12 protein-coding genes and 1 tRNA gene are annotated in these 13,197 nt (G+C 58.9%); 4 read left to right on the top strand and 9 right to left on the bottom strand.

The window, feature by feature from the left end:
• Positions 1-6: 6 nt before the first annotated feature.
• From proB to ACR0JN_RS15130, 8 genes are all read right to left on the bottom strand, one after another.
• The gene (gene proB, locus ACR0JN_RS15165) at positions 7-1,113 is read right to left on the bottom strand and encodes a glutamate 5-kinase (protein ID WP_480886761.1); all 1,107 of its coding nucleotides are present in this window, start codon (positions 1,111-1,113) and stop codon (positions 7-9) included.
• Positions 1,101-2,135, bottom strand: a complete 1,035-nt coding sequence (gene obgE / locus ACR0JN_RS15160; RefSeq protein ID WP_480816878.1) for a GTPase ObgE — start codon at positions 2,133-2,135, stop codon at positions 1,101-1,103. Before obgE ends, proB begins: the two co-directional genes overlap by 13 nt.
• A 37-nt stretch (positions 2,136-2,172) precedes the next feature.
• Positions 2,173-2,709, bottom strand: coding sequence for a GNAT family N-acetyltransferase (locus ACR0JN_RS15155; RefSeq protein ID WP_480816879.1), 537 nt, complete (start codon positions 2,707-2,709; stop codon positions 2,173-2,175).
• Positions 2,706-3,314 carry a LysE family translocator gene (locus ACR0JN_RS15150; protein ID WP_480886758.1) on the bottom strand — a complete coding sequence of 203 codons (609 nt, stop codon included), beginning with the start codon at positions 3,312-3,314 and terminating at the stop codon, positions 2,706-2,708. The genes ACR0JN_RS15155 and ACR0JN_RS15150 overlap by 4 nt, the downstream gene beginning before the upstream one ends.
• A 95-nt stretch (positions 3,315-3,409) precedes the next feature.
• Positions 3,410-3,679: a 50S ribosomal protein L27 gene (gene rpmA, locus ACR0JN_RS15145; protein WP_010440093.1), complete on the bottom strand. Its 270-nt coding sequence runs from the start codon at positions 3,677-3,679 to the stop codon at positions 3,410-3,412.
• 11 nt (positions 3,680-3,690) lie between these two features.
• Positions 3,691-4,299, bottom strand: a complete 609-nt coding sequence (locus ACR0JN_RS15140; protein ID WP_480886755.1) for a 50S ribosomal protein L21 — start codon at positions 4,297-4,299, stop codon at positions 3,691-3,693.
• Positions 4,300-4,507: 208 nt separating this feature from the next.
• Positions 4,508-5,308 (bottom strand): DUF2059 domain-containing protein, encoded by an 801-nt coding sequence (locus tag ACR0JN_RS15135; protein WP_480886751.1) that lies wholly within the window; start codon positions 5,306-5,308, stop codon positions 4,508-4,510.
• The gene (locus ACR0JN_RS15130; RefSeq protein ID WP_480886747.1) at positions 5,308-6,150 is read right to left on the bottom strand and encodes a DUF2059 domain-containing protein; all 843 of its coding nucleotides are present in this window, start codon (positions 6,148-6,150) and stop codon (positions 5,308-5,310) included. The genes ACR0JN_RS15135 and ACR0JN_RS15130 overlap by 1 nt, the downstream gene beginning before the upstream one ends.
• 123 nt (positions 6,151-6,273) lie before the next feature.
• Here ACR0JN_RS15130 and ACR0JN_RS15125 point away from each other — a divergent pair.
• From ACR0JN_RS15125 to ACR0JN_RS15110, 4 genes are all read left to right on the top strand, one after another.
• Positions 6,274-6,363: transfer RNA gene (locus ACR0JN_RS15125), tRNA-Ser, on the top strand.
• A gap of 171 nt (positions 6,364-6,534) precedes the next feature.
• On the top strand, positions 6,535-10,800 hold the full coding sequence (locus ACR0JN_RS15120; protein ID WP_480886744.1) for a GAF domain-containing protein: 4,266 nt from the start codon (positions 6,535-6,537) through the stop codon (positions 10,798-10,800).
• Entirely contained in the window at positions 10,797-11,132 is a 336-nt protein-coding gene (locus tag ACR0JN_RS15115; protein ID WP_480816885.1) for an Hpt domain-containing protein, read from the top strand. The genes ACR0JN_RS15120 and ACR0JN_RS15115 overlap by 4 nt, the downstream gene beginning before the upstream one ends.
• Positions 11,125-12,150, top strand: coding sequence for an adenylate/guanylate cyclase domain-containing protein (locus ACR0JN_RS15110; RefSeq protein ID WP_480886742.1), 1,026 nt, complete (start codon positions 11,125-11,127; stop codon positions 12,148-12,150). The genes ACR0JN_RS15115 and ACR0JN_RS15110 overlap by 8 nt, the downstream gene beginning before the upstream one ends.
• Before the next feature lie 74 nt (positions 12,151-12,224).
• Here ACR0JN_RS15110 and ACR0JN_RS15105 read toward each other — a convergent pair whose 3' ends face one another.
• Positions 12,225-13,169 (bottom strand): substrate-binding domain-containing protein, encoded by a 945-nt coding sequence (locus ACR0JN_RS15105; RefSeq protein ID WP_480816887.1) that lies wholly within the window; start codon positions 13,167-13,169, stop codon positions 12,225-12,227.
• Positions 13,170-13,197 lie beyond the last annotated feature (28 nt).

Here is a 13,197-nt window from a genome sequence, read left to right as displayed (position 1 = left end):
TTCAGGTTACAGCGCCAGATCGTCCCGGTGTATCAACGCGGCGCGACCGGGATAGCCCAGCGTCGCCTCAATCTCGGATGATTTGCGCCCCTTGATCGCATCCGCCTCTTGCGCGGTATAGCGGCTGAGCCCCTGCGCCAGCCGTCGCGCGCTGGGATCGAGGACAGCAACCGGATCGCCGCGCCCGAAGTCTCCGGTCACTTCGGTTATCCCGGCGGGCAGCAGGCTTTTGCCGTTGGCAAGGGCCTGCGCCGCGCCGTCGTCCACGGTAATCTCACCGCGAGGCTTCATCGCCGAAATCCAGCGCTTGCGGGCTGCGTGCGGGTCCAATGTCGCTGTGAACCACGTACAGTTTGCGCCATTTTCAAGCGTTTTCAGCGGGTTCAAAGGTGATCCTTCTGTGATAGCCATTGTGCACCCGGCGGCGGTGGCCATCTTGGCGGCCAGCAGTTTGGTCTTCATGCCGCCCTTGGACAAGCCAGACCCGGCGTCGCCTGCCATCGCCTCAATCTCGGGAGTAATTGCGTCGATCACCTCGTACCGCGTGGCGCTGGCGTCCTCGTTGGGATTTCCCGAGTAGAACCCGTCCACATCTGACAACAGGATCAACTGATCTGCGCCCACCGTAACCGCGATCTGAGCGGCCAGACGGTCATTGTCGCCATAGCGAATCTCATCCGTTGCCACGGTGTCGTTTTCATTCACGATGGGCACAACACCCAAACTAAGCAGCGTCTCCAGCGTCGAACGCGAGTTCAGATAGCGACGACGATCCGCGCTGTCTTCGAGCGTTACCAAAACCTGCGCGGTCTTGATGTCGTGCGGAGTCAACGCCTCTTCGTACGCGCGGGCCAGACGGATTTGACCAACGGCTGCGGCGGCCTGCGACTGTTCCAAAGGCAGGTTCGCCATCGGCAGGTTCAGAACCCCGCGCCCCAGCGCGATTGAGCCGGAGGAGACGAGAATAACATCCGTCCCCTGCCCCTTGAGCCACGCCACATCCTGCGCCAGAGAGTGCAACCAATCCGACCGCAACAAGCCGGTTGCGCGATCCACCAGCAAGGCGGACCCGATTTTGACAACCAGACGTTTCGCGGATGTCAGGGTTGCCAAGACTGCGCCTCCTCGGTGGGCTTTTGTCGCAGGCGGTTTTCGTCGATTTGAGCCCGCAAGGCGCGCAGCACCTCGGTCACGCCCAGATGGGCAACGCCGGACATGGTCATGACGGGGCCGCCGACGGCCTCTTCCAGTTCTTCCTTGGCGAGGTCCCGCTCTTCCTCATCCAGCGCGTCGATCTTGTTCAGCACGGTGATGCGGGGCTTTTCGGCCAGCTCTCCGCCATAGGCTTCAAGCTCGTGGATGATGGTGCGATAGTCTTCGGCCACGGTTTCAGACGTGCCATCGACCAGATGCAGCAGCACCGCGCAGCGTTCTACGTGGCCGAGGAATCGGTCGCCGATCCCGCGCCCTTCATGCGCGCCTTCGATCAGGCCGGGAATGTCGGCCACCACGAATTCAACGTTATCCACGCCGACAACGCCCAGATTGGGGTGCAACGTGGTAAAGGGATAGTCGGCGATCTTGGGGCGCGCGTTCGAAGTTGCGGCCAAAAAGGTCGACTTGCCTGCGTTGGGCATCCCAAGCAGGCCCACGTCGGCGATCAGTTTCAGCCGCAGCCAAATGGTGCGGTCGATCCCCGCCTGCCCCGGATTGGCCCGGCGCGGGGCCTGATTGGTGGCCGATTTGAAATGCAGGTTGCCGAACCCGCCATTGCCGCCCTTGGCGAGCAGCACGCGCTGGCCAACCTCGGTCAGGTCGCAGATGACGGTCTCTTCGTCTTCGTCCAGTATCTCGGTGCCCACCGGTACGCGCAGAACGATGTCGTCGCCATCTTTGCCGGTGCGCTGCTGCCCGCGACCGGGCTGGCCGTTCTTGGCAAAGAAATGCTGCTGATAGCGAAAGTCGATCAGGGTGTTCAGCCCGTCCACGACCTCGGCCCAGACCGAGCCGCCCTTGCCGCCGTCACCGCCATCGGGACCGCCATATTCAATGTACTTTTCGCGCCGGAAGCTGACGCAGCCGCTACCTCCGGCCCCGGACCGGATGTAGACCTTTGCAAGATCGAGAAATTTCATGTGTGTCCCCTACTGCAAAGGCCCCATCGGCCACAAGTCAGAGTTTTTTACTATAGGTCCAGGTGGGCACGTTCGCGTCGCGCGCCACCGAATAGATTTCGGCATCGCCAAGATACTGGAACCCGCAATGGGTCAGCACACGGGCCGAGGCCGGGTTGTCCTGAAACACGCTGGCGAACATGTTACCGTTTTCCAGCGGGTTCGCCTTGACCAGTGCCTCGACCGCCAGCGATGCGATGCCGGTGTTCCAATAGACCGGAGCGACCCAATAGCCGACCTCGGACTGATTGCGATCGAGCCGCGTCAGCGAAATCACACCGATCAGTTCCGGCCCGCCGTCCTTGGTGGCGTCCATCGCCCAGACGTCTTCATCGCGATCCTCGGCCATCGCGCGGGTCACGAACGCTTCGATCGAACCCGGCGGCAAAGGATGCGGGATCGATGCCGTATTCCGCGCCACACGCTCATCGCCTGCATAATATTCGATGAGACCCATATCCGACCGACGCAGCGGGCGCAGGTCGAACCGCTCGGTTTCAATGACCGGCTGGTTTATTATCGTCTCAATTTTCATTGGTGTGTTCCTCCTCCGAACAACACAAAAGCTACGGATAAAACAGTCAAACTCGCTAAAGTCCACATCAGATATTTTTCCGCGGGCCGTCCTTCAACCGCATGGGCGATTCTATCGCCTGCGAAGGTCCAGATCGGGTGCAAAACCACCTGACAGATCAACAAACAAAGCGCGATCGTGAGCGTTGCGTCGAAACTGGACGTGCCGGCAGCCACAAAGCCCGTGAAACCCGCGATAATCATCGCCCACGCCTTTGGGTTCAGCGGGTGAACCACCAGCCCTGCCCAAAACCCGGGCGCATCCGCTGCGCCACCGGTCCGCGACAGGCGCAGGTTCGCGATCTTCCACGCCAGCCAGCAAATATAGGCGGCCGAGGCATATTTCAGCGTCGTGAACACCACAGGGGCCTGTTCCGCCACCTGCATCAGCCCGAACCCAACGGGCCAGATGATCAACTGCTTGCCCAACACCACGCCTGCCACAAAGGGCAGCGCCGCCCGAAAGCCATAGCGCGCACCGGTGCCCAGCAGGACCATGTTGGCCGGTCCCGGCGTGCCGACCTGGCTGGCGGCGAAGATCAGGAAACTGGTGGTTGCGACTGTCATCGGGTTTTCAATCACGACTGCGTTAAAACGAGAAAGGGGACCGGCACTTTCTGCCGGTCCCCCATGAATTTTTTCTAAACCTTCTGGGTTTCGGCTTACTCTGCGGCCTCCGCCACTGGCAGGACCGAAATAAAGGTGCGGTTTTTGAGTCCCTTGTGGAACTTCACGGCGCCATCGACGGTTGCAAAGATTGTGTGATCTTTGCCCATGCCTACGCCTTCGCCCGGCCAGAACTTTGTGCCGCGCTGACGCACGATGATGTTGCCTGCGATGGCCGCCTGGCCACCATAAAGTTTCACGCCAAGGCGACGACCCGCTGAGTCGCGACCGTTACGGGAGGAACCGCCAGCTTTCTTATGTGCCATTCTCTCTCTCCTTAGCCCTGAGCCAACTCTTTGGCTTGCTCAACCCATTCGGGTTTCACTTTGATGGTGTCGATAGCAGCAATCTGCTCGTCCGACAAGGCGGCCAGAGCGGCAAAGCTCTCGATACCTGCGTCGTTCAGCTTTTTGGCGGCGGCGGGGCCGACACCGTTCAGCTTGGTCAGGTCGTCAGCGGCAGCAGGTGCCTCTGCTTTGGCTTCCGCTTTCTTGGCAGGCTTCTTCGCTGCCGGAGCAGCTTCGCCAGCCGGTGCGGAACCGGTTGCAACTTTGATGCCCGACTTGTCAGCGCCCGACGACAGGATGTCGGTGATCTTGACCAGAGTCAGCTTCTGACGGTGGCCAACGGTACGCTTCGAGCTGTGCTTACGACGGCGCTTGACGAATTTGATGACCTTGTCACCTTTGATCTGTTCGATCACTTCGGCCTGTACGCCTGCGCCTTCAACGAAAGGTGCGCCAACAACCGGAGCGTCACCGCCCAGCATCAGAACATCGTTGAATTGAACTTTTTCACCTGCGTCGGCAGCCAGCTTTTCAACACGGAGCACATCGCCCGCCTGAACCTTGTACTGCTTGCCGCCAGTCTTGAGGACCGCAAACATGCGTCTTTCCTTTTCATACCCGCGTTCTGTGGTCCCCGTATGGGTGTTTCGGCTTTCGCCACCTCGAACAGCGCGCCCTTTTCGGGCTGTGTGACTGACCCCCGGACCAATCCAAAAGGGTCAAATAATAACGAGACCCGGCGCGGAAAACCGGCCGGGATGCGCGCTTATCCATAGATTGCGGATGAAAGTCAACACCAAAGCGGCGCTACAGGTCGGAACCTTTCAGCGCCTGCGCCACCGCCTCGCCCAGACGGTAAGAGATGAGATCGTACATGCGGTCAAACCCGTCAAATAACGCCTCGTTCAGCGCGCGCCCGGTGTCGGTTCGGGAAAAGGCGATGTTTTCGCGCATCTGGGCCTCGTCCAGGGGGCGATAGGCCATCAAAAGAAAGGAATACAGCCACGTCGTTGTTTCGACGGTCATTGTATCCTGTTGTGAAAGCAGCTCGGCCAGCAATTCGCCATCGTCACCACGGGATTCGCTGTCGAGACCCTTAAAGAAGTTGTAATCCGAACTCAGCGCCCCCTGCACATTCTGTTCGACCAGATTGTTGACCTGAATATACTCCTCGACCAGTTCGAACAGCATCGAGTCTCGCTCGGTGTTTTCATAGGCATCCCGCGCCATTTCCTCGATCGCATCGTCGGAAATCGCCCTGCGCGCCGAGTTTTCAAGCGCGATGATCGTCTGCCCCAGATCGCTTTCGAAAAAAACCGAGGCCTGTTCTAGCTGCGCATCCGTCAACCCCTGATCAAAGGCAGTCTCAATCTGGTTGCGCATCCATAAAGGGTCATAGATGTCTTCGACCTGAGCCTGAAAGAACGCCCCTCCGGAATTGCCCAGAAGCGTTTCATCCAGTTCCCGGCGTTGATCGCGGCCTTCGCTGGCCAGTATCTCCATGACCTGTTCCAGTTGCAGCGCCTGCGACAAGCGCACAACCCGTTCGTCAGCGAATAGCGGGGCCGCCCAGAGAAAGGGAACCGTAAGAAGCGTTGCAAGGCGCATCATATGTCCTGCGCGGGGTGCAGTTCCGCCATACGAGCGGCCAGAACCTCGAACCGCATGGCCATGATTTCGTACTGGATGGCGTTCAGCAGTTCATACACCTCTTGCATCAGGGGGTGTTCCAACGCATCGACATAGGCATCCACGTCGTCGTCCGAGAAGTCCTGATAGGTATAGGCCGCCCCGGCCAGCGCCGACAGTTGCAACGCCTGACGCATACCGGGCTCATTGCGCTTCATCATTTCGCGCAGTTCATCGGCTCCGAACTGAAGTTCGATCACACCCGAGGCACTTGCGGCCAGCAAAAACCGCAGCTGAATTTCCTGCAGCGCCCGCAGCGACGTGTCGCTGCCATCCACCGCTCGGTTCATCCGTTTGTAGCTTTCGACCCGCTGCGATCCCTTCTGGATCAGGTCAGCGACGATTTTCTGCCCTTCCAGATCCTTGGCATCATCGTCTTCGATGAGGTGAGAGGCATTCTCAGCCTCCACCAACCGCTGGCCCAAATCCGAGGCGTAGAATTCAACCGCGTGGGAAAGCGCCTCATCGCTCAATGTCTGTTCAAGGATCGAAACCGCCGTTTCGTGCATGGTGTCAACGTCGAACACCTCTTCCGTCAGGCGCGTCCAGTCCGAGCCGAACCCGTCCGGATCAATCCCCAGCATCTGCGGCGCCGAGCCCGAGGCATGAGCGATGCTTTGCAAAGCCACGTCAAAGCCGGTTGTGGTCAAAAACGCCTCAACCCGGTCGCGATTGGCCGCTGCCACCTGCAACGGGATCAGAACAAGCGCCAAGAGCGGCAGGAACAGGGAAAGGGCGAAGTGTCGGGCAGTATTTGTCATAGCCGTTAGCCTAGGTGTTTTACGTCCGCAGGCAATGGAAAATCCCGCCTTTGCGCATTTCAGGAATTTTCCGCTTGCACCCCTGCCCGTTCGCCACTAAATCCCCCCCTCACAGACCCCCGCGGAGAGGTGCCGGAGTGGTCGAACGGGGCGGTCTCGAAAACCGTTGTGGGTGCAAGCCCACCCAGGGTTCGAATCCCTGTCTCTCCGCCACCATCCCTGCAAATTGCAAAGCTTTGGTTCTGACGGTTCTGCACGTCAGGAGGCGCGAACCCTTCACAGCGCAACAAAACCTGTGCCCAAGCTTGAAAATTGGCTATCCTCCAAAGCCATCCGCAGAATCCTGAATTGGCGACGGGATACCGGCACTGGGTGATTGTTTTAATGGAGTTTGAAGACCCGAATTCGAGACCGGAAGTTGATCCGGCGCGCTTTGTCCAAACACTCGAACAGCGTCTGGCAGATGAACGGGCGCGGTTTGCTGCGACGTCTGACATTCTCAAGGTTGTTGGCCAGTCGCGGGAAAGCCTGCAGCCCGTTTTCGATGCCGTTGTGAAAGCCGCCGCCGAGATCTGCAACGCCAGCTATTGCCTTCTGTTGCAATGCAACACCGAAAAATCGCAATTCCGGGCCAGCCATGGCTACGCCAAGGATCAGCTGGACGCAGAGGGTGTTCGCGAGACAATACCGCTGCACCCCAATACGATCGTTGGTCAGGTGGTGCGAAGCGGCGATATCGTCAGGATCGAAGACACGCAGTCCGAAGACTATTACGATCACCGACTGGCCCGGAAGCTGAACCTTGCACTGGCGGTCGGGGTTCCTATCCGTGTGGATGACGAGATTTGGGGCGTCATTTCGGTGGGCTGGCCAGTCGGGCGCACTCCGCCCGAGGACGATATCGAACTGGTGCAGACCTTCGCCGCGCAGGCAAGCGGTGCGATCAGGAATGCGCGCCTGCTGAATGAAACGCAGGAGGCGCTGGAGTATCAGGAGGCAACTTCGGAGGTTCTTGGGGTGATATCGCGCTCACCCAATCAGCTTCAACCGGTGCTTGAGACGATCCTGAAAGTCGCCTCGCGCCTGTGTAATCCCCAGACGGCTTACGCCACCCTGATCAGCCCTGAGGACAACAAATATCGCGTCGCGGCCACGCATGGCATGACGGATGAGTTTCGCGACTTCCTGTCCGGCGTCGCGTTTGAGGCGGATATCACCAGTTGCACCGGGCGCGCCGCCCTGTTGAAGGAAACGGTGTATATCGAAGACACCGAAGCCGACACAGACTTCGAATGGAAAGATGCCGCGAAACGGGGCAACTTCCGCTCAGCCCTTGGCGTTCCTCTGGTCAAGAACGACGTTGCCCTTGGCATCATCACTCTGGGTCACGAAAACCCTCATGCGTTCACGAAGAAACAGATATCGCTGCTCGAGACCTTTGCGTCGCAGGCCGTCATCGCGATTAACAACACGCGCCTGTTTCAAGAGGTTCGGGACCGCACCGCCGAACTCTCCGAGGCGCTGGAGTACCAGACGGCGACATCCGATGTTTTAAGCGTCATTTCCCGTTCGCCGAATGAGGTGCAGCCCGTGCTGCAGGAAATCCTGGAAGTCTCGGTCCGTCTGTGCCAGCCCGAGGTCGCCTATGTCGCACTTCTGAACGAACAGACCGGAGTTTTGGACGTTGTCGCCACCCATAATGTGAACAAGATGTTCGAGGATATTCTGGCGCAACAGACATTTACTCCCGGTCGGGACACGGTCACCGGGCGCGTTGGGCTGACCGGCCAGACGATCTACATCCCGGATATCGAAGCCGACCCCGATTACGGCTGGCACGAACACACCAGAAAAGGTGGGTTTCTGTCCGGGCTGGGCGTGCCACTGAAAAAGGGTGGCAAGACGATTGGCGTAATCACCATGGCGCATGTCAAACGGCATGCGTTCTCGGAAAAACAGATTTCGCTGTTCGAGACATTCGCGGCCCAGGCGGTGATCGCTCTGAACAACGCGCGGCTTTTCTCAGACCTTCAAACCTCGCTGGTGCGTCAGACGGCCAGCGCGGACATTTTGCGCGTCATCAGCGGTGCGCAGGATGATGCCAAGCCGGTTTTCATGGCCATCGCCGACGCGGGACTGCGGCTGCTGGATTGCGATGGCGCGGCTGTTCTGATCCGGGATGGAGAATTCTTCTCGCCCATCGCCGGTAAGCGGGATAGCGGGCCGATGGTCAGTCTGGACCCCAAACCGGTTCGGATCGATCCTGAAATGAATTATCCCAGTCAGGTGTTTGAGACCGGAAAGATGGTCCACATTGCTGATTTTTCAACCGAGGACCTGCCCCCGCACGAGGTTGAGGCGGTCCGGAAATTCGGGATGAAGACCTGTATCTACCTGCCGCTGATGCGCGATGCCACTTGCGTTGGAGTGTTGATTTTCACCCGAAGATCAAAGCAGCTGGCTTTCAGCGCCGAAGAAATCGAACTCGCCGAAAGCTTCGCCGATCAGGCGGTGATCGCGATACAAAACGCGCGGCTGTTCAACGAGACCCAGACCGCGCTGGCGCGGCAAACAGCGACGGCGGATGTTTTGCGGGTGATCAGCGAATCCCCGACCGATACCAAGCCGGTGTTCGATGAGATCGTGCGCCTTGCGGTCTCGCTTGTGTCTTGCGATCTGGCCATTGCCATGAAAAGCGATGGCACGCATTTTTGGCAGGAAGCTGTGGCAGGCCCGGATGGGGTGCAAAGTGAAATCACCTCTGACCGCCATCCGATAGACCCGAAACTAAACCTTCCGTCGGGCTGTATCGCCACCGGAAATATTCAGCATATCCCGAACTGGTCCGAAGCCGATCTGCCGGACAGCACTCGCAAAGTTCAGATCACCAAGGGGTTCAATTCCTCTTTGATGCTGCCATTGCTGCGGGGAACCGAGTGTATCGGCGCACTTTCCTTCATTCGCAAGACGCAATGTGCGTTTTCGGAAGACGAGATCGCCATGGCGGAATCCTTCGCCGATCAGGCGGTGATTGCCATCGAAAATGTCCGGCTGTTTCAAGAGGCGCAAGAGGCCCGCGCCGCGGCAGAAAAAGCCAACGAGGCTAAAAGCGCCTTCCTTGCCACGATGAGCCACGAAATCCGCACGCCTATGAATGCGGTGATCGGGATGAGCGGGCTGTTGATGGACACCGAACTGGACGCCGAGCAAGGGGACTATGCACGCACGATCCGCGACAGCGGGGATGCGCTGCTTGGGATCATTAACGAAATCCTCGATTTCTCGAAGATCGAAGCAGGTCAGATGGATATCGAAGCCCATCCGTTTGATCTGCGCGAATGCATCGAATCCGCGCTTGATCTAATCAGCGGACGGGCGGCTGAGAAACAACTGGATGTGGCATATCTGATGGCAGATGACGTGCCGCCCGCCATCAGTATCGACCTGACGCGGTTGCGGCAGATACTGCTGAACCTGCTGTCCAACGCGGTCAAATTCACGGACACGGGCGAGGTTGTGCTGTCGGTGACCTCCAAGCCGACCTCCCCCGGCCAAGTTCAATTACAGTTCGAAGTGCGCGACACCGGGATCGGTCTGACCGATCAGGGCAAAAGCCGCCTGTTCCAGTCCTTCAGTCAGGCGGATTCCTCGACAACCCGTAAATATGGCGGCACCGGTCTGGGCCTTGCGATCTCGAAACGGCTGGCCGAGTTGATGGGCGGCACGATGTGGGCTGTCAGTGAGGGCGCGGGCAAGGGTTCGGTTTTTCACTTCACGATTCAGGCTAAGCGCGCCGAGATGCCCAAGACTGACGCCCGCAATCTGGTCGGGAAACAGCCCGAATTGGCGGGCAAGCGCATCCTCATGGTGGATGACAACGATACGAACCGAAAGATCCTGCGGCTGCAGACCGAGAAATGGGGGACGACGACAACCGCCCTGCCCTCAGCCGCTGAGGCATTGGTGCTGCTTGGTCAAGACCCGGCCTTCGATCTGGCTATTCTGGATATGCATATGCCCGAAATGGACGGCATCGCTCTGGCCCGGAAAATCAAACAGCTTTCCCCCGATCTGCCTTTGATCCTGTTCAGCAGTCTCGGCGTGCGGGACAGTGACGCGCCCGAGGGGCTGTTCGCGGACTATCTGGCAAAGCCGTTGCGTCAGTCCTCTCTGTTCGACACGCTGGTTTCGCTCTTTGGGTCCCGACAGGACGCTCCTGTGGAAGCAACTCCTTCACCGACAACCGATCCGGACATGGCCGCAAGGCACCCGCTGCGCATTCTTCTGGCCGAGGACAATCTTGTGAACCAGAAGCTTGCCATTCGTCTGCTGCAGCAATTGGGCTATCGCGCCGATCTGGCCAGCAACGGGCTTGAAGCGCTGGAAAGCGTGGTGCGGCAGACCTACGATCTGGTGTTGATGGACGTTCAGATGCCTGAGATGGACGGTCTGGAAGCATCCCGACGGATCAATGATCGATATGGCGACAATCGGCCTCGGATCGTTGCCATGACCGCAAACGCGATGCAGGGCGACCGCGAGATGTGTCTTGAGGCAGGCATGGATGACTATGTCGCGAAACCCATTCGCGTGAACCAGCTTGTCGAAGCCCTGCGCAACACCCCGCAACGGAAGAAGGACAGGACATGAGCGACCCGGCCATCGACCTTGAGGTTTTCTCGGAGCTCCGATCAGAGACCGGAGCGGAGTTCGCAGCTGAACTGGTGACCACCTTTTTGGACGAAGCCCCCGGCATGATCGCAAGCCTGAAATCTGCGGCACAGGCTGGGGATGCCGACGGGTTTCGCCGCGCGGCGCATTCGCTGAAATCCAATGCCAGCGTTTTCGGGGCCATCAGGCTGGCCGCCTTATCCCGTGATTTCGAAATGGCGGAATTAACACAAGCAGACCCGGACTTCCGCGCGCTGGACGCAGAATTCGCGCGCGTCGATGCCGCGTTAAGGAGTGTGTTGAATGGTTGAGGCCCACGGGCATCTACTCATCGTGGATGACAACAAGGTCAACCGCCTGCTTCTGTCGCGGAATGTCGAGCTTTTGGGTCACCGGGTTTCTCTGGCGGAAAACGGCAGGGTCGCCATGGAGATGCTGGGGCAGGACAGTTTCGATCTGGTTCTGCTGGACATCGAAATGCCTGAAATGAACGGCTTTGAAGTGCTTGAGGCGATCAAATCCGACGTAACGCTCAGGGATGTGCCGGTGATCGTTACCTCGTCCGTTGAAGGGTTGGATAATGTCGTGCGCTGCATCGAACTGGGGGCCGAGGATTACCTGCCCAAGCCGGTGAACAAGGTGCTGTTGGGGGCGCGTCTGGCCTCAAGTCTTGAAAAGAAACGCCTGCGCGACGAACAAAAGCGGCTGCTGGAGCGGTTTGCAACGCATGAGGTGGCACATGATCTGCAGGAATCGGGCTTTGCCATCGGCGGCAGCAGGGTTTCAGCCTCGGTCCTGTTTTGCGACATTCGCGATTTCACGGCTTTGTCCGAAAACCTCTCACCAGAAGCGACCATCGAATTGCTGAACATCTATTACGCTCTGATGTTCGAAGCCGTCAGTAGCAACGGCGGCATTGTCAGCCTGATGATCGGAGACGGTCTGATGGCGCTGTTCGGCGCGCCGCAGCCGCTCGACAACCCGGCCCAAAGCGCGGTGTCAGCGGCGCAGGAGATGTTCAGCATGATCGACGTTCTGAACACTGAACGTGACGCCGAAGGCGCGCCCGCAATCCGGCTGGGGATTGGCATCGCCACTGGCGAGGTCGTGGCGGGCTATGCCGGAACGGACGAGCGCGCGACGTATACCTGCATCGGAAGCACCGTGAATTTGGCGGCTCGGCTCGAGGCGCATACCAAGGCCGTGGATCGAAAAATGTTGATCGACGGGCGCACAAGGGCGAACCTGACAGACGCGCTAAAGGTTGAGGAAATTCGGCAGGTGGAATTCAAAGGCTTCTCGGATACGCTGGATATTTATGCCCTTTGATCAAGCGGCGCTAAAGTCCCCAAACGAAAACTGGCCCACCAAATGGCGGGCCAGCGTCCCTGAATGATCAGGGCTTAGTCGTACAGAACAGCCGCGATCTTGGGATCGTCGATGTTCGAGGCGTCGTAGTAGTAGAAGCCTGTGTCGATCAGCGCGGGAACCTCTTCGCCTTTCATGGCCGAGACTGCGGCTTTCACCGTCTCATAGCCGATACCAACCGGGTTCTGGGTGATCGCACCGGCCATCAGACCGCTCTTGATCGCGTCTTTCTGCGCCTTGCCGCTGTCATAGCCAATGATGACCAGACCTTCGGTGCCCAGTTCCTGCACGCCATTCACAACACCGATGGCCGAGCCTTCGTTGGTGCCGAAGATGCCGTTCAGGTCCGGGTTCGCGGTCAGGATTGCTTTGGTCACCTCGGTCGATTTCAGGTGGTCGCCCTGACCGTACTGGACGGTAACAACCTCGATGTCCGGGTATTTCTCGGCGATGCGGTTGACAAAGCCATCGCGGCGGTCGATGCCCGTGCGGCTGGTCTGGTCATGTGCCACGACAGCCACCTTGCCTTTGCCGCCGATTTTCTCGGCCATCTTGTCAGCCGCCAGAGCTGCGGCTGCGGCGTTGTCGGTTGTTGCGGTCGATACCGGAATGTCACTCTCGACACCGCTGTCGAAGGCGATGACCGGGATGCCTTTTTCGTTAGCCTGACGCAGCAGCGGAATTGCTGCCTGGCTGTCCAGCGCGGCAAAGCCGATGGCTTTGGGGTTGTTGGCCAGCGCCGCGGCCAGCATGTCGATCTGGCGGTCGACCATGGTTTCGTTGTCGGGTCCTTCAAAGGTGATAGTGACATCGAATTCGTCCGCTGCCTGTTCAGCGCCCGATTTCACGGCCTGCCAGAACTGGTGCTGGAAGCCCTTCGATACCAGCGGGATGTAGATCTCTTCCGCTGCAGCCATCGAGGCCGGGGCGGCCAGGGTCGCGGCACTCAGCGCCCCCAGAATGAAACGACGTGTAAGCATGTTTTTCTCCTCCACAGTAGGTCGTTTT

The organism is Ruegeria sp. G12, from assembly GCF_056533565.1.
The sequence above is the reverse complement of the archived record's forward strand: the minus strand, read 5'-3'. Positions and strand labels throughout refer to the sequence as shown.

Bases quoted from the DNA above. Each gene is read 5' to 3' on its own strand.
- obgE (WP_480816878.1), bottom strand. From the start codon at position 2,135: ATGAAATTTCTCGATCTTGCAAAGGTCTACATCCGGTCCGGGGCCGGA.
- ACR0JN_RS15110 (WP_480886742.1), top strand. From the start codon at position 11,125: ATGGTTGAGGCCCACGGGCATCTACTCATCGTGGATGACAACAAGGTC.
- rpmA (WP_010440093.1), bottom strand. From the start codon at position 3,679: ATGGCACATAAGAAAGCTGGCGGTTCCTCCCGTAACGGTCGCGACTCA.
- ACR0JN_RS15105 (WP_480816887.1), bottom strand. From the start codon at position 13,169: ATGCTTACACGTCGTTTCATTCTGGGGGCGCTGAGTGCCGCGACCCTG.
- ACR0JN_RS15130 (WP_480886747.1), bottom strand. From the start codon at position 6,150: ATGACAAATACTGCCCGACACTTCGCCCTTTCCCTGTTCCTGCCGCTC.
- ACR0JN_RS15115 (WP_480816885.1), top strand. From the start codon at position 10,797: ATGAGCGACCCGGCCATCGACCTTGAGGTTTTCTCGGAGCTCCGATCA.
- ACR0JN_RS15135 (WP_480886751.1), bottom strand. From the start codon at position 5,308: ATGCGCCTTGCAACGCTTCTTACGGTTCCCTTTCTCTGGGCGGCCCCG.
- ACR0JN_RS15140 (WP_480886755.1), bottom strand. From the start codon at position 4,299: ATGTTTGCGGTCCTCAAGACTGGCGGCAAGCAGTACAAGGTTCAGGCG.
- ACR0JN_RS15120 (WP_480886744.1), top strand. From the start codon at position 6,535: ATGGAGTTTGAAGACCCGAATTCGAGACCGGAAGTTGATCCGGCGCGC.
- ACR0JN_RS15150 (WP_480886758.1), bottom strand. From the start codon at position 3,314: ATGACAGTCGCAACCACCAGTTTCCTGATCTTCGCCGCCAGCCAGGTC.
- ACR0JN_RS15155 (WP_480816879.1), bottom strand. From the start codon at position 2,709: ATGAAAATTGAGACGATAATAAACCAGCCGGTCATTGAAACCGAGCGG.